Annotated in this window: 19 protein-coding genes and 2 tRNA genes; 7 read left to right on the top strand and 14 right to left on the bottom strand. The window is 63.4% G+C overall.

What is annotated here, in order from left to right; genetic code table 11:
- Both glmS and B5M41_RS13280 read left to right on the top strand, forming a co-directional pair.
- A complete protein-coding gene (glmS, locus tag B5M41_RS13285) occupies window positions 1-1,827 on the top strand; it encodes a glutamine--fructose-6-phosphate transaminase (isomerizing) (RefSeq protein ID WP_134649157.1) in 1,827 nt (608 codons plus the stop codon).
- 187 nt (window positions 1,828-2,014) lie between these two features.
- The gene (locus B5M41_RS13280; protein WP_134649158.1) at window positions 2,015-2,719 is read left to right on the top strand and encodes a DUF502 domain-containing protein; all 705 of its coding nucleotides are present in this window, start codon (window positions 2,015-2,017) and stop codon (window positions 2,717-2,719) included.
- Window positions 2,720-2,843: 124 nt separating this feature from the next.
- Here the strand turns inward: B5M41_RS13280 and B5M41_RS13275 are convergent, their stop codons facing one another.
- Together B5M41_RS13275 and recG are read right to left on the bottom strand one after the other, a co-directional pair.
- On the bottom strand, window positions 2,844-3,056 hold the full coding sequence (locus B5M41_RS13275) for a hypothetical protein (RefSeq protein ID WP_134649159.1): 213 nt from the start codon (window positions 3,054-3,056) through the stop codon (window positions 2,844-2,846).
- Between the two features lie 75 nt (window positions 3,057-3,131).
- Window positions 3,132-5,237 carry an ATP-dependent DNA helicase RecG gene (recG, locus tag B5M41_RS13270; protein WP_134649160.1) on the bottom strand — a complete coding sequence of 702 codons (2,106 nt, stop codon included), beginning with the start codon at window positions 5,235-5,237 and terminating at the stop codon, window positions 3,132-3,134.
- A 109-nt stretch (window positions 5,238-5,346) separates the two neighbouring features.
- On the opposite strand from recG, the gene B5M41_RS13265 reads away from it, so the two are divergent.
- Genes B5M41_RS13265 through B5M41_RS13255 form a run of 3 tightly spaced genes read left to right on the top strand, consistent with a single transcriptional unit; the run spans window position 5,347 to window position 9,832 of the window.
- Window positions 5,347-5,655, top strand: coding sequence for an FAD assembly factor SdhE (locus B5M41_RS13265; protein WP_134649161.1), 309 nt, complete (start codon window positions 5,347-5,349; stop codon window positions 5,653-5,655).
- On the top strand, window positions 5,652-9,167 hold the full coding sequence (gene mfd, locus B5M41_RS13260) for a transcription-repair coupling factor (protein ID WP_134649162.1): 3,516 nt from the start codon (window positions 5,652-5,654) through the stop codon (window positions 9,165-9,167). The genes B5M41_RS13265 and mfd overlap by 4 nt, the downstream gene beginning before the upstream one ends.
- A 23-nt stretch (window positions 9,168-9,190) precedes the next feature.
- A complete protein-coding gene (locus B5M41_RS13255; RefSeq protein WP_134649163.1) occupies window positions 9,191-9,832 on the top strand; it encodes a glutathione S-transferase family protein in 642 nt (213 codons plus the stop codon).
- 6 nt (window positions 9,833-9,838) lie between these two features.
- On the opposite strand, the gene B5M41_RS13250 is transcribed toward B5M41_RS13255, so the two are convergent.
- Both B5M41_RS13250 and B5M41_RS13245 read right to left on the bottom strand, forming a co-directional pair.
- Entirely contained in the window at window positions 9,839-10,510 is a 672-nt protein-coding gene (locus B5M41_RS13250) for a DsbA family oxidoreductase (RefSeq protein WP_134649164.1), read from the bottom strand.
- Between the two features lie 113 nt (window positions 10,511-10,623).
- Window positions 10,624-12,429 carry an extracellular solute-binding protein gene (locus tag B5M41_RS13245; RefSeq protein WP_370359638.1) on the bottom strand — a complete coding sequence of 602 codons (1,806 nt, stop codon included), beginning with the start codon at window positions 12,427-12,429 and terminating at the stop codon, window positions 10,624-10,626.
- A 285-nt stretch (window positions 12,430-12,714) separates the two neighbouring features.
- Here B5M41_RS13245 and B5M41_RS13240 point away from each other — a divergent pair, with 285 nt between their 5' ends.
- Together B5M41_RS13240 and B5M41_RS13235 are read left to right on the top strand one after the other, a co-directional pair.
- On the top strand, window positions 12,715-13,341 hold the full coding sequence (locus B5M41_RS13240) for an invasion associated locus B family protein (protein ID WP_134649166.1): 627 nt from the start codon (window positions 12,715-12,717) through the stop codon (window positions 13,339-13,341).
- Window positions 13,342-13,501: 160 nt separating this feature from the next.
- Window positions 13,502-14,245, top strand: a complete 744-nt coding sequence (locus B5M41_RS13235; RefSeq protein ID WP_230640081.1) for a FadR/GntR family transcriptional regulator — start codon at window positions 13,502-13,504, stop codon at window positions 14,243-14,245.
- Between the two features lie 70 nt (window positions 14,246-14,315).
- On the opposite strand, the gene B5M41_RS13230 is transcribed toward B5M41_RS13235, so the two are convergent.
- The 10 genes from B5M41_RS13230 to sthA all read right to left on the bottom strand — a co-directional run bounded on the left by B5M41_RS13230 (window position 14,316) and on the right by sthA (window position 19,207).
- Window positions 14,316-14,687 (bottom strand): hypothetical protein, encoded by a 372-nt coding sequence (locus B5M41_RS13230; protein WP_134649168.1) that lies wholly within the window; start codon window positions 14,685-14,687, stop codon window positions 14,316-14,318.
- Entirely contained in the window at window positions 14,687-14,947 is a 261-nt protein-coding gene (locus tag B5M41_RS13225) for a hypothetical protein (RefSeq protein WP_134649169.1), read from the bottom strand. Before B5M41_RS13225 ends, B5M41_RS13230 begins: the two co-directional genes overlap by 1 nt.
- A gap of 86 nt (window positions 14,948-15,033) precedes the next feature.
- On the bottom strand, window positions 15,034-15,558 hold the full coding sequence (locus B5M41_RS13220) for a DUF992 domain-containing protein (protein ID WP_134649170.1): 525 nt from the start codon (window positions 15,556-15,558) through the stop codon (window positions 15,034-15,036).
- Between the two features lie 424 nt (window positions 15,559-15,982).
- A tRNA-Ser gene (locus B5M41_RS13215) sits at window positions 15,983-16,072 on the bottom strand.
- Between the two features lie 139 nt (window positions 16,073-16,211).
- Window positions 16,212-16,388 carry a hypothetical protein gene (locus B5M41_RS13210; RefSeq protein ID WP_167719050.1) on the bottom strand — a complete coding sequence of 59 codons (177 nt, stop codon included), beginning with the start codon at window positions 16,386-16,388 and terminating at the stop codon, window positions 16,212-16,214.
- Window positions 16,389-16,395: 7 nt separating this feature from the next.
- Window positions 16,396-16,521: a hypothetical protein gene (locus B5M41_RS26890; protein WP_268998340.1), complete on the bottom strand. Its 126-nt coding sequence runs from the start codon at window positions 16,519-16,521 to the stop codon at window positions 16,396-16,398.
- Between the two features lie 101 nt (window positions 16,522-16,622).
- On the bottom strand, window positions 16,623-16,886 hold the full coding sequence (locus tag B5M41_RS13205; protein WP_134649171.1) for a hypothetical protein: 264 nt from the start codon (window positions 16,884-16,886) through the stop codon (window positions 16,623-16,625).
- 182 nt (window positions 16,887-17,068) lie between these two features.
- Window positions 17,069-17,145, bottom strand: a tRNA-Arg gene (locus B5M41_RS13200).
- Window positions 17,146-17,154: 9 nt separating this feature from the next.
- On the bottom strand, window positions 17,155-17,460 hold the full coding sequence (locus tag B5M41_RS13195) for an ETC complex I subunit (RefSeq protein ID WP_134649172.1): 306 nt from the start codon (window positions 17,458-17,460) through the stop codon (window positions 17,155-17,157).
- 340 nt (window positions 17,461-17,800) lie between these two features.
- A complete protein-coding gene (sthA, locus tag B5M41_RS13190) occupies window positions 17,801-19,207 on the bottom strand; it encodes a Si-specific NAD(P)(+) transhydrogenase (RefSeq protein WP_134649173.1) in 1,407 nt (468 codons plus the stop codon).
- Between the last annotated feature and the right edge of the window lie 34 nt (window positions 19,208-19,241).

The raw sequence follows: 19,241 nt of genomic DNA, 5'->3' as shown, positions 1-19,241 counted from the left end.
ATGTGCGGAATTGTCGGTATCGTCGGAAATCAGCCTGTCGCGGGCCGGCTGGTCGATGCCTTGAAACGCCTTGAATACCGGGGTTACGATTCCGCCGGCGTTGCGACCATCGTCGATGGCGCGCTTGCCCGTCGCCGTGCCGAGGGCAAGCTGTTCAACCTGGAGAAGCGCCTTGCCGAGGAGCCGCTCGCCGGTACGATCGGCATCGCGCACACGCGCTGGGCCACGCATGGCGCGCCGACCGAAGGCAATGCCCATCCGCATTTCGTGGACGGCGTCGCGGTCGTCCATAACGGCATCATCGAAAACTTCTCGGAGCTCAAGGACGAGCTGATCGCCGACGGCGCGACCTTCTCCACGCAGACGGATACGGAAGTCGTCGCCCAGCTGCTCGCGAAGTATCGCCGCGACGGCCTTGGCCGCCGTGAGGCGATGCATGCCATGCTGCGACGGGTGACCGGCGCCTATGCCCTTGCCGTGATCTTCGCGGACGATCCGTCCACCATCATGGCGGCCCGCAGCGGCCCGCCGCTGGCGATCGGCCATGGCCATGGGGAGATGTTCCTGGGGTCCGACGCCATCGCGCTTGCCCCCTTCACCAACGAGATCAGCTATCTCGTCGACGGCGACTGGGCGATCCTCGGTCGGGACGGCGCCCACATCTTCGATATGGACGGCAACCGCGTCGAACGTCCGAAGCAGGTTTCCTCGGCGGCCGCTTATCTCATCGACAAGGGCAACCACCGCCACTTCATGGAGAAGGAGATCCATGAGCAGCCGGAGGCCATCTCGCACGCGCTCGGTCATTACGTCGATTTCCTGGAGCATGCGGTTCGCCCGGTGGCCGGCGGCATCGATTTCGCCAAGGTGCCGAGCCTTGCCATTTCCGCCTGCGGCACGGCCTATCTGGCAGGCCTCGTCGGCAAGTACTGGTTCGAGCGTTACGCGCGCCTGCCGGTCGAGATCGACGTCGCCTCGGAGTTCCGCTATCGCGAAATCCCGCTGAACCCCGAATCCGCCGCCCTCTTCATCTCGCAGTCCGGCGAGACCGCCGACACGCTCGCCTCGCTGCGTTACTGCAAGGAGCATGGCCTGAAGATCGGCGCGGTGGTGAATACGAGGGAATCAAGCATCGCCCGCGAATCGGACGCCGTGTTTCCGATCCTCGCCGGCCCGGAGATCGGCGTCGCCTCGACCAAGGCCTTCACCTGCCAGCTGACGGTGCTCGCCGCACTCGCGATCGGTGCCGGCAAGGCGCGCGGAACGCTCACGGCGGCCGACGAAAAGGCCCTCGTGCGCCACCTCGCCGAGATGCCGCGCGTCATGGCCGGCGTGCTCAACACCATCCAGCCGTCCATCGAACAGCTGGCGCGCGATCTCTCCAAGTGCAAGGACGTGCTCTATCTCGGCCGCGGCACCAGTTATCCGCTCGCCATGGAAGGCGCCCTGAAGCTCAAGGAAATCTCCTATATCCATGCCGAAGGCTATGCCGCGGGTGAGCTGAAGCATGGGCCGATCGCGCTGATCGACGAAAACATGCCCGTCATCGTCATCGCCCCGCATGACCGTTTCTTCGAGAAGACGGTGTCGAACATGCAGGAAGTGGCGGCCCGTGGCGGTCGCATCATCTTCATCACCGATGCGAAGGGGGCCGCGGCTTCCAAGCTGGAGACGATGGCGACGATCGTGCTGCCGGATGTGGACGAGGTGATCGCACCGATGATCTATTCGCTGCCTATCCAGCTGCTCGCCTACCACACCGCCGTCTTCATGGGCACGGATGTCGACCAGCCGCGCAACCTCGCCAAATCCGTGACGGTGGAATGACCGTCAGGCCGGAGCGGCCCGCCGATGTCGGCTTGGAGGCAGATCGCGCCTCGTGGCTTGATGGCGTGCCGCCCGGGTATTTCCTGCGTCCGGCGTTTTCACAGGTTTACGGAGGCGGAACGGTTTTCTATCATCCGGCATTCTATGGCTGAGCGGCCTCCCGCGCTCGCCACACGCTGGATATTCGATGACCGAACCCCTCCCGAGACCGTCGCTGCCCACGCGGCTGCGCAACAATTTCCTGACCGGCCTGGTCATCTGCGCGCCGATCGCCATCACAATATGGCTGACCTGGACGTTCATTCACTGGGCGGACAGTTGGGTCAAACCCTATATTCCCGCGCGCTACAATCCTGAAAGCTACCTTCAGTTCGCCATTCCCGGCTTCGGTCTGCTGATCGCGCTGGTACTGATCACGCTGATAGGCTTCCTCGGCAAGAACCTCATCGGCCGCTCCATCGTCGAGTTCGGCGACGGGCTGTTCAACCGCACGCCACTGGTGCGCACGGTCCACAAGAGCCTCAAGCAGATTTTCGAGACGGTTCTGAAGGACAAGGGCACATCCTTCAACAAGGCGGCGATGATCGAGTATCCGAGCGCGGGCCTCTGGTCGATCGTCTTCGTGGCCACGGATGCGCGCGGCGAGATCGCCACCAAGTTCCGCTCGATGGGCAAGGACATGGTGGCCTGCTTCCTGCCGCCGACCCCGTTCCCGACCGCCGGCTGGCTGGTTTACATTCCAAGAGAGAAGATCGTGCCGCTCGACATGAGCGCGGAGGACGCCGCAAAACTCGTCATCTCCGTCGGCCTTGTCACGCCGCCGGAAGGCGCATTGCTTCCGGCCATGAAGCCGGAGAGCAAGACGAAGTCGAAGGATCGCAAGAAAGGCTGAGGCATGCGCCAGTCGACGTCAGCGATGGTCCGCGGCGTAACCGGATAGGCTTAAAGGTGACGATCGTGCCGGCCGGATGATACCGGCCGAACGCGGTCATCGTTTAAGCTGGCCCACGAAAAGCCTATTCCGTGGTCGCGTCCGTACGGTCTTCGACGCGGATCGTATCGGCATCCGCCGGAAGCCGGGATTGCTTTTCCGTCGTGGTGACGCTGGCGGTGGTGATCGTCCTGTCGACATCCGCCGCCGCGGTGGTCTTGTTGTGCCCGGCGCAATCCGCGAAGGCGGCGGATGCCGAAAGCCCGAGTACTGCTGCGACTGCGAGAACTGTCTTCATGGCATTTCTCCTTTTTCGCTTGTGCGGGAGAAGTATGCCCTCACGCGCTTTATCGGCGAAATCACGATTTTGTGGTCAGCCGGCCCTGAGGAAGCGGATCGCCTCGTCGCGACGGTAAAGGTAGAGCAGGGTGCGGATCGCTTCGCCCCGCTCGCTGGTCAGCTCCGGATCGCGCTCCAGGATATAGGCGGCGTCCTTCCGGGCGATCTCCAGGAGGTCGCCGTGGGCTTCCAGGCTCGCGACGATGAAGCCCGGCGTGCCGGACTGCCGTGTTCCCAGCAGTTCGCCTTCGCCGCGCAGCTTCAGGTCCTCCTCGGCGATGCGGAAACCGTCTTCCGTTTCGCGCAGGATGGAAAGCCGCGCCCGGCCATTCTCGCTGAGCGGGCCCTTGTAGAGCAGGATGCAGCTCGACGCCTCGTCGCCGCGGCCCACGCGCCCGCGCAACTGATGGAGCTGGGCGAGGCCGAAGCGTTCGGCGTGCTCGATGACCATGATGGAGGCATCCGGCACGTCGACGCCGACTTCCACGACGGTCGTCGCCACCAGAAGACGTGTCTCGCCGCTCTTGAAGGCAAGCATGGCGGCGTCCTTTTCCGGCCCGCCCATGCGTCCATGCACGAGACCCGCCGCGTCGCCGAAGACGCTGGCGAGCGTCGCATGCCGCTCCTCGACGGACATGAGGTCGCTTTCTTCCGATTCCTCGACGAGCGGGCAGATCCAGTAGGCCTTCTTGCCTTCGGCAAGAGCGGCCCGCAGCCGGTCCACGATCTCGCCGACACGCTCCTGCGCGACGACGACGGTCTGGATGGGTTTTCGGCCGGCCGGTTTTTCCGTCAGCTTCGACACGTCCATGTCGCCGAACGCCGCCAGGACGAGCGTTCTGGGGATCGGCGTGGCTGTCATGACCAGCATATGCGGCGAGATGCCCTTGGCGGTCAGGCGCAGGCGCTGGTGCACGCCGAAGCGATGCTGCTCGTCCACGACGGCCAGGACAAGGTCCTTATAGGCGACATTGTCCTGAAAAAGGGCGTGCGTCCCGATGACGATCTGTGTTTGGCCCGAGGCGATGCGCTCCAGGATGGCATCGCGCTCGCGGCCCTTGGTGCGGCCCGTCAGCACGTCTATGGTCAGGCCGGCCGGTGCCGCCATTTTGGACAGTGTCGCGAAATGCTGCCGCGCCAGGATTTCGGTCGGGGCCATCAGCACGGCCTGGCCGCCGGATTCGACGGCCGCGAGCATCGCCATCAGCGCCACCGCCGTCTTGCCGGCGCCGACATCGCCCTGCAGGAGCCGCAGCATGCGCTGCTCGCCGGCCATGTCCTTCAGCACCTCACCAATCGCCGCCTGCTGGCTGTTGGTCAGCGAGAAGGGCAGGGCGTCGATGACCGGGCGGCTGAGAGCGCCGGTCGCGATGACCGGCCGGCCCGCGACCTTGCGCAACTTCTGCCGCACCAGCGCGAGCGAAATCTGGCCGGCCAGGAATTCGTCATAGGCAAGCCTGCGGCGGGCCGGCGCCTGCGGATCGAGGTCGGTTTCGTCGCGCGGGTCATGCAGCTGGTGGATGGCATCGAAGGCCGTGGGGAAATCCTGCCGTTGCGCAAGCGCGGGATCGATCCATTCGGGCAGGTGCGGCACGCGCGCCACCGCCGCCTCCACCGCCTTGCGCAGCACGCGGGAGGTGAGGCCGGCGGTGAGGCCGTGCACCGGCTCGACCAAAGGCACGCTGTCGGCCTCGCCGAGCCGCGCCATATAGTCCGGATGCACCATGGAGGCGCGGCCGTTGAACCAGTCGACCTTGCCGCTCACCACGACGGTTTCATCGATCGGCAGCGATTTTTCCAGCCAGTTCCCCTTGGCGCGGAAGAAGGTGAGCGCCAGTTCACCGGTCTCGTCGTGCAGGAAGACGCGGTAAGGCATGTTGGATTTGCCCGGTGGCGGCGGCTGATGGCGATCCACGCGGCCGGTGATCGTGACGATGACGCCTTGCTGCGCATTGGCGATACCCGGCTGGTTGCGCCGGTCGACGATGGAATGCGGGAAGTGGAAGACGAGGTCGACCACCCGGCAGTCCTCGATGCTTTCCTGCCCGAGCAGGCGCGCGAAGAGTTCGCCCAGCTTCGGCCCGATGCCGGGAAGCGTGGAGAGCGGTGCGAAGAGTGGATCGAGCAGGGCGGGTCTCATGGGGCGCCAAAATCGCCGGAGATGGTGTCTTTGGCAAGGCTGACAAGCGGCTTTTGCCGGTCTATAGAAGCGCGAAATTCTTTGCGATGTCAGAAAGGCGAGGACGATCATGACGGGAACGACGCGCTCGAGTGCCGATATCGACCCGCGCCGCAAGCGCATCCTCTTCCGCTGCTGGCATCGCGGTATCCGCGAAATGGATCTGGTGCTCGGCGCCTTCGCCGACGCGGAGATCGCGACGCTGTCCGATGTCGAGCTGGATGAGCTGGAGCGCATCATGGCCGAAGAAGACAACGACCTCATCAAGTGGGTCACAGGCGAAAGACCCGTGCCCGACGCCTTCCGCGACGGCCTCTTTCCGCGGATCGCCGCCTACCGCCCCGATTTTTCCCCGCTCTTCAAAGACGACCGCGCATGATCCCCGGCTTTTCTCCTGAACGCATCGCGGCTGCCGACAGGCCGCTGACGATCGGCGCGGTGCCATCGGGCGTCGAGCCTCTGATTCTGGCCGATCTGGCGCGCAAGTCCGGACCGCTCGCCTATGTGCTGTCGGATGGCCAGCGCATTTCCGATCTGGAGCAGATGCTGGGGTTTGCGGCGCCGGACATTCCGGTGCTCACGCTGCCCGGCTGGGACTGCCTGCCCTATGACCGCGTTTCGCCCAGTGCGGATGTTTCCGCCCGCCGCCTTTCGGCGCTTTCGGCGCTGATCGCCCACCAGAAGAAGCCGCATGCGGCGATCGTGCTCGTCACCGTCAATGCCATGTTGCAGAAGACGGCGCCGCGCGCGATCATCGAAAGCCTCGCCTTCTCCGCCAAGCCCGGTCAGCAGGTCCGCATGGACGACATCGCCGCGCGGCTGGAGCGCAACGGTTTCGACCGTGTCGCGACTGTGCGCGAGGTGGGCGAATTCGCCGTTCGCGGCGGCATCCTCGACGTTTTCGTGCCCGGCAGTCTGGAGCCCGTGCGCCTCGATTTCTTCGGCGATACGCTCGAAAGCATCCGCTCCTTCGATCCGACGAGCCAGCGCACGACGGGGCAGGCCCGCTCGCTCGACCTCAATCCCATGAGCGAAGTGACGCTGACGCCGGAGACGATTTCGCATTTCCGCAAGCAGTACCTGTCGTCCTTCGGTGCCGCCACGCGCGACGACGCGCTCTACCAGGCCGTCTCCGAGGGCAGGCGTTATGCCGGCATGGAACACTGGCTGCCGCTGTTCTACGGCGAGCTGGAAACCACCTTCGACTATCTCGCCGGCTTCCGTATCGTCACGGACCACACCGTACGTGAGGCTGCCGTCGAGCGTTCGCGCCTCGTGCGCGATTATTACGATGCGCGCCTTGCCTCCGCCACGCCCGGCAAGGGGCAGGTGGCGCAGGCGACACCCTACAAGCCGGTGCCGCCGGGTCAGCTCTATCTCGACGCCGAACGCTTTGCCAGCGAACTCGACGAGCGCGCCGCCATTCGTCTGTCGCCCTTCAACGAGCATGAAGGCGAGGCACGTCAGGTCGTGACCATCGAGGCCCGGCCCGGCCAGCGCTGGGCAAGGCCGGCCGGCAGCGAGGATGCCGACGGCGGTCGCGTCAACGTCTTCGACCAGGCTGTCAAACACATCGCCGACAAGCGCGCGTCCGGCGCCAAGGTGCTGGTCACCGGCTGGTCGGAAGGCTCGCTCGACCGCCTGCTGCAGGTCCTTGCCGAACACGGCCTTGGCAATGTCGTTCCGGTCGAAAAGTTTTCCGATCTGCGCAAGCTGAAGCCGGGCGAGGCGGCGTCGGCCGTTCTCAGCCTGGAAAGCGGCTTCGAAGCGGGCGACATCGTCGTTATCGGCGAGCAGGATATTCTGGGCGACCGCATGGTGCGGCGCGCCAAGCGGCGCAAGCGCGGCGCGGATTTCCTCACCGAGGTTGCCGGCCTCGACGAAGGCTCGATCGTCGTGCATGCCGAGCATGGCATCGGCCGGTTCGTGGGTCTTCGCACCATCGAGGCCGCCGGCGCGCCGCATGCCTGTCTCGAACTGGTCTATGCCGACGACGCGAAACTCTTCCTGCCCGTCGAAAACATCGATCTCCTGTCGCGCTATGGCGGCGAGGGTACCGATGCGCTGCTCGACAAGCTTGGCGGTATCGCCTGGCAGGCGCGCAAGGCCAAGCTCAAGAAGCGCCTGCTCGACATGGCCGGCGGGCTCATCCAGATCGCCGCCGCGCGCCTCGTGCGCCATGCGCCGGTGCTGAGCACGCCGGAAGGTGTCTATGACGAGTTCGCCGCACGCTTCCCCTATGACGAGACCGACGATCAGGCGAACGCCATCGATGCCGTTCGCGACGATCTGGGCGCCGGCCGTCCCATGGATCGCCTCGTCTGCGGCGATGTCGGCTTCGGCAAGACCGAAGTGGCGCTCCGCGCGGCCTTCATCGCGGCCATGAACGGTGTGCAGGTCGCCGTCGTCGTGCCGACGACGCTGCTCGCCCGCCAGCATTTCAAGACCTTCTCCGACCGCTTCCGTGGCCTGCCCATCCGCGTACAGCAGGCTTCGCGCCTCGTCGGCTCCAAGGAACTGGCGCTGACGAAGAAGGAACTGGCCGAGGGCAAGACGGATATCGTCGTCGGCACCCATGCGCTGCTCGGCTCGTCGATCAAGTTCGCCAATCTCGGCCTGCTGATCATCGACGAGGAGCAGCATTTCGGCGTGAAGCACAAGGAACGGCTGAAGGAGCTGAAGAGCGACGTGCATGTGCTGACGCTCTCCGCCACGCCGATCCCGCGCACCCTGCAGCTCGCCATGACGGGTGTACGCGAGCTTTCGCTCATCACCACGCCGCCGGTCGACCGCATGGCCGTGCGCACCTTCATCTCGCCCTTCGACCCGCTCGTCATCCGCGAAACGCTGATGCGCGAGCATTACCGCGGCGGCCAGAGTTTTTACGTCTGCCCGCGCCTGAGCGACCTTTCGGAGATCCACGATTTCCTGCGCCAGGACGTGCCGGAGCTGAAGGTCGCGGTCGCCCATGGCCAGATGCCGGCCACCGAGCTGGAGGACATCATGAACGCCTTCTACGAAGGCCGCTACGATGTGCTGCTCTCAACCACCATAGTCGAGTCGGGCCTCGACGTGCCGACGGCGAACACGATGATCATCCATCGCGCCGACATGTTCGGCCTCGCCCAACTCTACCAGCTGCGCGGCCGCGTCGGACGTTCCAAGGTGCGCGCCTTCGCTCTGCTTACGCTGCCGGTCAACCGCACGCTGACGGGCACGGCGGAACGGCGGCTGAAGGTGCTGCAATCGCTGGATACGCTCGGTGCGGGCTTCCAGCTGGCTAGCCACGACCTCGATATCCGCGGCGCCGGAAACCTGCTCGGCGAGGAGCAGTCCGGCCATATCAAGGAAGTCGGCTTCGAACTGTACCAGCAGATGCTGGAGGAGGCGGTCGCAGAGATTAAGGGCGACGAGGAAGTCGCCGACAGCGGATGGTCACCGCAGATCTCCGTCGGCACACCCGTCATGATCCCGGACGATTACGTGCCGGACCTGCATCTGCGCCTCGGCCTGTATCGTCGCCTCGGCGAGATCACCGAGCTTGCCGATATCGATGCCTTCGGTGCGGAAATGATCGACCGTTTCGGTCCTCTGCCCATCGAGGTCCAGCACCTTCTGAAGATCGTCTACATCAAGTCGCTGTGCCGCGTGGCGAATGTCGAAAAGCTGGATGCCGGTCCCAAGGGCGTCGTCGTCCAGTTCCGCAACAAGGAGTTCCCGAACCCGGCGGCACTTGTCGGCTATATCGCCAAGCAGGGCACGCTTGCGAAGATCAGGCCGGACCAGAGCCTCTTCCTGTCGCGCGATTATCCGACTCCGGAACGGCGCCTCACGGGCGCCGCACAGGTCATGACGCAATTGGCCGGCCTCGCCAAACAGGGTGCGGCCTGACGAACGGGAGAGGAAGGCAGATGATGTCCGATATCGACAATAGCGTCGTCGTCTACGGCGCGGGCTACAGCGTCTATGTCAGGATCGTGCGCATCGTGCTGGCCGAGAAGGGCGTCTCCTATGCGCTCGTGCCGGTCGATGTCTTCGCGCAGGAAGGCCTGCCGACGGATTATATCGCCCGCCATCCCTTCGGCCGCATCCCCGCCTTTTCCCATGGCGGTTTCGATCTCTACGAGACCACCGCCGTCACCCGCTATATCGAAGAGGGCTTCGATGGCCCCGCACTCCAGCCGCAGGCAACGCGTGAACGGGCGCGCATGAACCAGATCATCGCCATGCTGGACAACTATGCCTATGGCCCGATGGTCTGGGACGTCTACGTGCAGCGCGTGGAGCCGCCCGAAGGCCAGCACCCTGATGAGGCGAAAATCGCAGACGGCTTGGCGAAAGCCCGTCGTTTCCTGATCGCTCTAACAGATCTCGTCGGAGACCGGCTTTGGCTGGCGGGCGACACGCCTTGTCTCGCCGATTTCCACGCTGCGCCGGTCTTCGACCTGTTCCAACAGGCGCCGGAGGGCGCGGCCATGCTGGCGGAATTCCCGAGCCTGGTTGCCTGGTGGGAGCGCATCAAAGTCCGCCCCTCCGTGGTCGCCGCGCTGGCCTGAGCCGCGTCAATTCTTGCCGATACGCTCCTGCGCCTTCATCGCCGCGATTTCGCGGAAGGCATTTGTCAACACGTCGACGGACTGCGCGCCCATCACGGCGTATTTGTTGTCGATGATGAAGCAGGGCACGCCGGAGACGCCCATGTCGCGGGCCATGCCGATCTCCTCCTTGACGGAATCGACGTCGGCACCGGCGGAAAACAGGGCCGTCACGACCGCGCGGTCCATTCCGGCAGCTTCGGCCACATCGAGCAACACGGCCCGGTCCCCGACATCGCGGCCTTCCTCGAAATAGGCCTTGAAGAGGGCCAGCGCCACGCGGTTCTGCACCTGCGGCCCTTCGATCATCGCCCAGCGCAGAAGGCGGTGCGCGTCGAGCGTGTTGGGGCTGATCTTCACCGCCGGGAAATCGAAGGCGATACCGTCTTGCCGGCCAAGTTCCGTCAGCGTGTCATGCGCCCGCTCGACGGCCTCGGCGCCGCCGAGCTTTTCGGCAAGATGCGCCTTGTGATCGGCGCCTTCCGGCGGAAGGTCGGGATTGAGCTGATAGGGGCGGAAGGTCACGGCGACGCCGAGTTCGTCCCTGACGTTCTCGATTGCCTGGTCGAGCCGCTTCTTGCCGAGATAGCACCACGGGCAGACGACATCCGAGACGACATCGATTGTAATGGCTTCCATCCGGTTTTCCTTTCGAGACGCCGGAACGATCCGGTCATGCGCCGAGATAGGCTCACGCGCCGTTTCTTTCAACAGGTTGCCTTGAGGGAACCCTAATTCTGGGGATCACCCCTTCATTGTGCGCGTGCGTCCCACCATGCGGGGAACTGGAAGCCGTAGAGCGGGGTCTTTTCCGGGCGCTGGATACGCTTGGAATGCGCAACCCACTGCTCGCCGAGATGGTAGAGCGGCACGACATAGTAGCCGGAAAGCAGCATCCTGTCGTGCAGGCGCACGGCCGAACGGAAATCCTCGGCGGAGCGCGCGTTCAGCATCGCATCGATGAAGCGGTCGACATCCAGATCGGCAACACCCGCAAAGTTCGAGCTTCCGGGAAAGTCGCTCATCGTCGAGCTCCAGTAGCTGATCTGGTCGCGCCCGGGCGAAAGCGAGGAGGGGAAGGACTTGATGATGACGTCGTAGTCGAAGGTCTGGCTGCGGCTCTGATATTGCGAATCATCCACCGTCCGGATGCCGACCTTCACCCCGAGCGCAGCAAGAAAACGCTGATAGGCGAGCGCGAGCTTTTCCTGATCGGCGTTCTGCGTCATGATCTCGAAGGCGAGCGGCTTGCCGTTCGCGTCGATCATCTGGCCGCCCTTGATGGTGTAGCCGGCCTTGATGAACGAATCCATCGCCAGGCGCAGCACCTTACGATCGCGGCCCGAGCCATCCGTGGTGGGCAGGCGATGCGTGCCGGCGAGGATATCCGGCTCGATCCGCTCGAGCGCCGCGCCGGCCACGGCCCGTTCACGGGCATCCGCCGGCACGCCCATGGAGCTGAGCTCGGAGTTCTGCCAGAAGCTCTGCGTGCGCTTGTAGGCATTCTCGAAAAGGCTGCGGTTGACCCATTCGAAATCGAAGACCAGCGTCAGGGCCTTGCGCAGTTCCCGGTTCTGGAAGACCGGCCGGCGTGTGTTGAAGACGAAGCCGAACATGCCCGATGGGGTTTTGGGACTGACCGCATCCTTCACGATGTCACCGGAGGCAATGGCGGGAAAATCGTAGTTCCGCACCCATTTCGTCGGGCTTCCCTCCTGGTAGAGGTCGATTTCGCCCTTCTTGAAGGCCTCGAACAGTGAATTGTCCTGCAGGAAGTACTCGACGGAAATTTCGTCGTAATTGTCGAAGCCGACCTTCGAGGGAAGATCCCTGGCCCAATAATCCGGATTCCGCTCGTAGACGATCCTTTCGCCCGGCCGGATCGCCTTCACTTTATAGGGTCCGGAGCCGAGCGGGAACGACAGCGACGTGCGGTCGAAGGTCTCGACGTCGATGGCATGTTTCGGCAGGATCGGCGAATAGCCGGCGATCAGCAGCGGCGTCTCGCGGTCAGCCTTGTCGTTGAAGGTGAAGCGCACGCTGTTTTCGCCGACCTTCTCCATTTTCGCCACACCGTCGAGCCTGCGGTTGAAGGGTGTGCGGCCCTTGTCGCGCAGCAGTTCGAAGCTGAAGATCACGTCTTCCGCGGTGACCTTCTCGCCGTCCGCCCAGCGTGCCCTGGGGTTGAGGTTGAACTGGATGAAGGTCCGGTCGTCGTCCATCACCACGGTTTCGGCAAGCAGGCCATACATGGTGAAGGCCTCGTCGCGGGAGCGCTGCATCAGCGGTTCATAGACGAGGTTGCCGAATTCCGGATCCCACATGCCGCGTGCGGTCGTGCGCATGCTTTTGAGGATGAAGGGATTGAGATTGTCGAAGGTCCCGACGACGCCATAGGCAATGCGCCCGCCCTTCTTGACGGCAGGATTGACGTAAGGGAAGTGCGTGTAATCCGCCGGCAGGGCAGGTTCGCCATGCATTGCGATCGCATGCACGGGCGCGGCCTCGACGAGCGTTGCGGAAAGGCCGATCGTGCAGGCGGCAAGGGCAATGAGGATGAGGCGCACGCAGGACTCCCGTGATGTCAGCATGATTCTCCCTATTATACTGCCTGCGCACGCGGCAGCAGCATGGCGACAGCGCGAAATGGCGTGGTTTGCGGGATTTTCGCAAGGAAAGACTGGATATCCGGCGCGACGCGATGTAACAGGGTTCACCGAAGCGGGTCATGTAAATGCCTCATTTCGCCGACAGGAGAGCGCACGGCTGACCGAATGCCCGAGAGGGGCTTGCGGGAGGAGCGCAGTCGCTCCGGCACCGGATTTTCAGGAGACCGAAATCGTATGATCTTCACATCGAATCTCATCAAGCGGACCGTCTTTTCTGCCTTCGCCGCGTCCGTTGCGATGGCTGCCGCTCCGTCCGCGTCGCTGGCCCAGCAGCAGGCCGCTCCGCCGAAGGGCTGGTTCAAGGTCTGCACCAAGCAGGAAGACAATGACGTCTGCATCGTGCAGAACCTGCTGACCGCCAACAGCGGCCAGCTCATCACGGCGGTCGGCCTTATCACCGTTGCCGGCAAGGCCAACCGCAAGATCATGCAGGTCTCGGTTCCGAGCGCACGCCTGATCCCTGTCGGCGTTCAGATGCAGGTCGATGGCGGCAAGGCCCAGAAGCTCGACTACGCCATCTGCATGCCCGACAAGTGCGTCGCCGAAGTGCCGCTTACGGATCAGGTTCTGGCCAGCCTCAAGAAGGGCGGCGAGCTTGTCCTGACCTCGGTCAACTTCCAGCGCGCCCCGAACCCGATCAAGATCTCGCTCGAAGGCTTCACGGGCGTGTTCGATGGCGAGCCGATCGAACAGTCCCAGCTCGAAGAGCGTCAGCGCCTGCTGCAGGAAGAAATGCAGAAGAAGGCCGAGGAAGCCCGCAAGAAGCTGGAAGACGCCCAGAAGGCTGCCAAGAGCCAGTAAGGCTCGGCACCGCATATCCATTTCAGAAAACCCGGCGTCTCGCCGGGTTTTTTGTTGGCGCCTGCGGGGGCGCGATCGGGCTTTGCGAAATCGCCGCCGCGTTCTATACCATCGGGATGTTTCGCGGCCGATGACGCGTGCGGGGCGCAGGAGGGGACATTTGCAAAAGGGTTTGCTGGAGGCCGCCATATCGGGGGCGAATACGCGTACCAGCCATGCGCAGGTCGTCAACGAACTCGGGCGGGCGATTATCGCCGGCGAGTACCCGGTAGGCAGCACCCTGCCGGGCGACGTGGATCTGGCGGCGCGCTTCAAGGTTTCGCGAACCGTCTTGCGGGAAGCGATGAAGACGCTGGCAGCGAAGGGACTTGTCGTGCCACGCGCGCGAATCGGTACCCGCGTGACGCCGAATACCCAGTGGAATCTCTTCGACGGCGATATCCTCACCTGGCATTTCGCCGTGGGTATCAACGAGGAGTTCCTGACTCACCTCTCCGAGGTGCGTCTCGGTTTCGAGCCCCATGCGGCGGCCCTTGCGGCGCGCAACGCCACCGAGGCCGATATCAGCCAGATGATGCGGCTTGCCGTGGCGATGGGCGACCCCGAACACACGGCCGGCTCGATGGCTATGGCGGACCTGAAATTTCACCTGTCCGTTCTGGAAGCATCGGGCAATCCGTTCCTGCGCACGCTGGGCAGCCTCATCGAGGCCGGCCTCGTCGGCGCCTTCACGCTCAGCTCGCCGGCCGAGGATCGCAGCAAGATCAACGATGTCGCCGCCAACCACATCCGTATTGTCGAGGAAATCCACAAGCGGGACGAGGAGGGCGCACGAAGCGCCATGGAGAATGTCATTCGCCTGGGTCGCGAGCGGGTCGTCCAGGCCCTGCGCGATGTGACGTGATTGACGGACACGGGTACGCCGGCGTCGTCGCCAGAAGCGCCGGCCGCTTAACGTTTTCTACGACGTTTTATCAGTCGTCGTTGCTGGCGTTGAGCTCTTCCGGCCGCTTGCCTTCGTCCGTGCTGCGGCTTGCAAGCTGTGCGGCGCCCATCGACTGGTAGAGATTGAACAATGCCTCGCTCGCACGCGCCGCCATCCGGAACCATTCCGGATTTCCGGCGATGGCGGGATGATGCAGCAACTGTTCGTCGACGAGATCGAGCACGATCGACGTGGTGTGCACCGCCTCATGGAAACCGAACGAGCCCGATTCGTAATGCGCCATCAATTCGGGCGCCGTCAGGTTGCGTTCTGCCGCGAGAATATCGAGCTGCTTCAGGCGCTCATCCTCGAGTTCGATATCCGAGCTTTCCAGCATGGCATTCTCCCGTTGTCCGTCCATCAGAACACCTCCACGCGCACATAACGGCGGACGATCGACAGCGACCGGTCCGGCTCGATGCGATAGGTCTCGAACACCTCGCGACCGCGGTCGTCGATGAACTGATGTTCGAACGTGCTGCCGACGGGGGCTTTCGTCAGCTTGGTGCGTGGCTGTGCGTGATAGGTGATGCTCCCCGGAATCGGTTCCAGCGTCATGCCGCCGGTCGTGCAACCGGCCAGAGCCAGGATAGCGAGAAGGGGAAGGGCAAAGCGTTTCATGACGGAACCTCTCGGCACCATCCTAGCAGATGGTGCAAAGGAAGAAACGGGCAACCGACATTGCCCGTTCCGATCGTAAGGTCTTCTCAGCCCTGCGGCTGCAAGGTGACGGACGTGCCGGTCGCGGCGAGGTTCAGACCGAGCTGGCCGCTGACGCTGATCGTCTGCAACTGGATCGAACCCGACGTGCCGCCGACCAGGATATTGGTGCCGACACCCACGCCGACCGTCGCCTCGGCCGTTGCGCCCTGATACAGGCCACCGAGCGAACCCTGATGGTAGCCGGCGGTCGGCGCGAAGACGGCCCAGATGATGCGGCCCTGCGTGGTGAAGCCGAGGTCGACGCCCATTTTGCGGATCACGCCCGAATAAACGTCCTGCTCGCCGTTGCTGGCTTTGAAAACGCAATCGACGCTCTTTGCCGAGCCGATGACATAACCGACACCACCGCCGACATCGCAGGTCAGCATGCCGATCTTCACACCGTCACGCGCGCCACGGTCGACATAGACCGGCGCATTGTCACGGCCGACCATGTCGGCTGCACCGGCGCTGGTGGCGACGACCTGTGCGAGCGTCAAGGCGAGAACCGTTCCAAGCTTCTTGTTCATTTGTGCACTCCTTCTGTCTGGCACGATAATGGCGAGCCCGGCGCATTGGTTCCCGGTCGCGACGCATCTCATGGCGAAGATCATGGCGGAGTGTGGGCGCGCGGGCCGCCGAACACAGGAAGCGGCAGCTTGACGGAAGCGATTCACATATTTAGATTCGATGAAATACGGGCAACAAAAAAGGCCGGGGCGAAACCGCACCGACCTTCCTCATCATCGCCTGTTTCGCCAGTGCCAGTACATCCGTGGTCAAAAGCACCAGGCGATGGCGGCATTGCGAGCGGCAGAAGCGTTCCAGCGCTCATCAGCAATGCCGATGACAGAGATATAGGAGGCCATTGTGGCCAAAACAAGGGGTGGCCACGAAATCGTCCTGCCGAGCAGCGAAACGCCTCGCTCGCCGACAGTGAACGTCTTCGAGAAATGGCGGATGGGGTGGGATTCGAACCCACGGTAGGCTCTCACCTACGCCGGTTTTCAAGACCGGTGCCTTAAACCGCTCGGCCACCCATCCTTGCATGGGGCGTTCCCCGTCCAAGCGATGCGGCTTTGTAGCAGCTTTGCCCGGCGCGTCAACGGGAGGCGCGTGCGGTGGCTGCCTGAGGCGTGGCCTCAGGCTAGAAATATCACGGCACCATGTTCAGAGATATAAGTCAGTTTGCTGCGGTGAAAATTCCGTAGAGCACCGTGAAGGTGTAGAGCACGAAGGCTGCAACGCCGACGCCGCAGATCACCATGATGGCGCCCCGGCCGATCTGGAGCTTGCGCCGCTTCTCTTTTGGGGAATCCGCTGATGGCGCGAGGCCAACAGGTGTCTCATCTTTATCCATGTCGTCCTCATTCAGATTGGTTGATCGCGTTCGGCAATGGAGGTCGCTCCGTGGCGCCCGGCGTCCAGAACACGATGTAGAAGCCGGCCAGAAGCAGGGCGATCCCGAAGAGGATGACGACGACCCGGTACATTCCGGCCTTGGCTTTGCGTTCGGTGTCTTTCAGTCAGCCCGAACGACGCAGACTCGTGAATGTTCCAGACGCCGAGCGAGTCTGCCGGGCGGGGCTCCGCGCTACCGCAGGATTTTACCCCAGGACGGATCCCATTCCACGCCCTCCACGAGCTCCACATAGATCGGCGCCTCGCCCTCGCTGTGAGATGCGGCCAACTGGAATGCCTTGGCCGGCTCCATTTCCTCGCCGGGAAATATCGTGTCGTTCTCGGCGGGGTCGGCGATCTTGCGCACATAGCCCCTGATCTTGTCGCCGGACGTGTAAAGCTTGACGACGATCGCGTCCGGCACGGATGTGTTGGGGTCGAAGGTTCTGTAATCCATGTCTGTTCTCCCTTGCGCGAGAAATCCGCGGCCGTCGGAGAAGTTCCAATTTGCCCAGTGATGAGGATGTTCGCGCAGCCGGGCGCTGCGTCATCCAGCCAAAAGCGAAGCCCGTCACGGCCTTTTGCCGTGCGGGCGTCTTTGCAGGCGAAATCTGTAAAGCTGAGTTACGTTGATCTGAATGGCGACCCCTGCAGGGCTCGAACCTGCGACATTCTGCTTAGAAGGCAGATGCTCTATCCAGCTGAGCTAAGGGGCCGTCGGGACCTCAGTGGGTCCAGGGCTGCATGCGGTTGAAGCGGAAATTGTCGGGATAGGCGACGCGCTTGCGGGTCGCTTCCTTCGGCTCGATCAGGCGATATTCGATGCCGTTGCGCTCGGCATAGGCAATCGCTTCCTCGCTGGTTTCGAAGGTCAGCTTGACCTGCTGGTACATGTCGCCCGAGCTGGTGTAGCCCATGATCGGATCGATCGTCCGCGGCTTCTCCGCATCGAACTCCAGAACCCAGAGATGGGTCTTGGCCTTGCCCGACTGCATCGCGGTCTTGGCGGGACGATAGATCTTGGCGGTCATCGACATGGCTCCAGAATTCGCGCGTCGCGGCGCAACGATCCGCCGGCGAGCATGAGGAAATGCATGATCCGGTTTGATTGGGGAACAACAACCGGTGTGACAGATTGCGCCGAAATGCTCACTGCGGGCAGGGCGAGGAGGCCATTTCGAAAACGAACATGGGTTCGTTTCCAAAGACGATTCCGCGCGCGTTGATGCCCGTGCGGTTGCCATTCAGACACAATTTGCAAGCGTTGATATAGCCGCGAATATAGGGGCTGACAACCTCGCTCACACCCAATCTTCGTCGCCTCTCCAGGCAATTGCGAGAGTACCCGCCGGGCTTTTCGACATGCCTGCATCAGCCTGCCTGCGAGAGGTCCCCCATGCGGTTCCAGGCGTCCAGACCGGCGATCTTGTAGGCTTCGGCGAGCGTGGGATAGTTGAAGGTGTTTTCGACGAAATATTCCACGGTGCCCTTCAGGTTCAGCACGGCTTGGCCGATATGGACCAGCTCGGTCGCGCCTTCGCCGACGATGTGCACGCCGAGCAGGCGGCGGGTCTTCAGCGAGAAGATCATCTTCAACAGGCCGGAATTCAGGCCCATGATGTGGCCGCGCGAGGTCTCACGGAAGCGCGCCATGCCGCATTCATAGGGAATGCCGCGCTCCTTCACCTCTTCCTCGGTCAGCCCACAGGTGGAGATTTCCGGCACGGCGTAGATGCCGTAGGGGAAGTATTTCGGCGGCTCCTTGGCGATGGCGCCGACGGCAACGCGCGCGGCGATGCGGCCCTGTTCCATCGACGTCGAGGCAAGTGCGGGAAAGCCGACCACGTCGCCGGCGGCGTAGATGTGCGGCACGTCGGTCTGGAAGGTTTCCGGGTTGACGCTGAGGCGGCCGCGCGAATCGGCGGTAAGGCCGGCGGCGGCGAGGTTCAGGCTATCCGTCGCGCCGACGCGGCCGGCCGCATAGAGAACCATGTCACAGGTGACACGGCGGCCGTTGTCCAGCGTGATCTCGCATTTGCCGTTGGGCAGCTTTTCCACCTTGTCGGCCTTCTGGCCGAGGATCAGCTTCATATTGCGGTCGCGCAGGTCGTGGATGAACTCCTCGATGATCTCCTTGTCGATGAAATCGAGGATGGTCGACTTGGGGTCGATGACGGTGACCTGCGTGTCGAGCGCGGAAAAGATCGTGGCGTACTCGATGCCGATGACGCCCGCGCCGATCACGACCATCGAGCGCGGCAGTTCCTGGATGTCGAGCAGTTCGTCGCTGTCGAGCACGCTCACGCCGTCGAAAGGGATGCTTTCCGGGCGATAGGGCTTCGTGCCGACGGCGAGCATGATGCTCTTGCCCTGGACATGGATGGTCTCGCCGTCGTCCTTGGCGATCTCCATCGTATCCGGTGTCAGGAACGTTGCCTTGCCGCGAATGTGCTGCACGCGGTTGCGGGCGAACTGGTGCTCCAGGACCTCGACCTCGTGGTCGAGCGTGATGAGCAGGCGGCGGCGCAGATCGTCCGCGCTGATCTCCTGCTTCACGCGGTAGGCCCGGCCGTAAAAGCCGCGCTCGCGCCAGCCCGAGAGGTTCAGCGCGGTTTCGCGCAGGGTCTTGGAGGGGATGGTGCCGGTGTGGACGGACACGCCGCCGACGCGTTTGCCCTGCTCGATGACGAGAACCTTACGCCCGAGCTTGGCTGCCTGGATGGCGCCGCGGCGGCCGGCCGGGCCGCTGCCCACGACGACGAGATCATATTCCTGCATGTAAGATAGCCCCAGTCCTGTGCGGGAAGAATCA

Origin of the sequence: Shinella sumterensis (assembly GCF_004514425.2) — a bacterium.
In the GTDB taxonomy this organism is placed as follows: Bacteria; Pseudomonadota; Alphaproteobacteria; order Rhizobiales; family Rhizobiaceae; genus Shinella; species Shinella sumterensis.
This window is presented reverse-complemented; position numbering and strand designations above follow the sequence as displayed.

Bases quoted from the DNA above. Each gene is read 5' to 3' on its own strand.
- B5M41_RS13250 (WP_134649164.1), bottom strand. From the start codon at position 10,510: ATGGAAGCCATTACAATCGATGTCGTCTCGGATGTCGTCTGCCCGTGG.
- B5M41_RS13210 (WP_167719050.1), bottom strand. From the start codon at position 16,388: ATGGATAAAGATGAGACACCTGTTGGCCTCGCGCCATCAGCGGATTCC.
- B5M41_RS13230 (WP_134649168.1), bottom strand. From the start codon at position 14,687: ATGGACGGACAACGGGAGAATGCCATGCTGGAAAGCTCGGATATCGAA.
- sthA (WP_134649173.1), bottom strand. From the start codon at position 19,207: ATGCAGGAATATGATCTCGTCGTCGTGGGCAGCGGCCCGGCCGGCCGC.
- B5M41_RS13205 (WP_134649171.1), bottom strand. From the start codon at position 16,886: ATGGATTACAGAACCTTCGACCCCAACACATCCGTGCCGGACGCGATC.
- B5M41_RS26890 (WP_268998340.1), bottom strand. From the start codon at position 16,521: ATGTACCGGGTCGTCGTCATCCTCTTCGGGATCGCCCTGCTTCTGGCC.
- B5M41_RS13195 (WP_134649172.1), bottom strand. From the start codon at position 17,460: ATGACCGCCAAGATCTATCGTCCCGCCAAGACCGCGATGCAGTCGGGC.
- B5M41_RS13255 (WP_134649163.1), top strand. From the start codon at position 9,191: ATGTCCGATATCGACAATAGCGTCGTCGTCTACGGCGCGGGCTACAGC.
- B5M41_RS13240 (WP_134649166.1), top strand. From the start codon at position 12,715: ATGATCTTCACATCGAATCTCATCAAGCGGACCGTCTTTTCTGCCTTC.
- B5M41_RS13225 (WP_134649169.1), bottom strand. From the start codon at position 14,947: ATGAAACGCTTTGCCCTTCCCCTTCTCGCTATCCTGGCTCTGGCCGGT.
- recG (WP_134649160.1), bottom strand. From the start codon at position 5,237: ATGAGACCCGCCCTGCTCGATCCACTCTTCGCACCGCTCTCCACGCTT.
- B5M41_RS13280 (WP_134649158.1), top strand. From the start codon at position 2,015: ATGACCGAACCCCTCCCGAGACCGTCGCTGCCCACGCGGCTGCGCAAC.
- B5M41_RS13275 (WP_134649159.1), bottom strand. From the start codon at position 3,056: ATGAAGACAGTTCTCGCAGTCGCAGCAGTACTCGGGCTTTCGGCATCC.
- mfd (WP_134649162.1), top strand. From the start codon at position 5,652: ATGATCCCCGGCTTTTCTCCTGAACGCATCGCGGCTGCCGACAGGCCG.
- B5M41_RS13265 (WP_134649161.1), top strand. From the start codon at position 5,347: ATGACGGGAACGACGCGCTCGAGTGCCGATATCGACCCGCGCCGCAAG.
- glmS (WP_134649157.1), top strand. From the start codon at position 1: ATGTGCGGAATTGTCGGTATCGTCGGAAATCAGCCTGTCGCGGGCCGG.
- B5M41_RS13220 (WP_134649170.1), bottom strand. From the start codon at position 15,558: ATGAACAAGAAGCTTGGAACGGTTCTCGCCTTGACGCTCGCACAGGTC.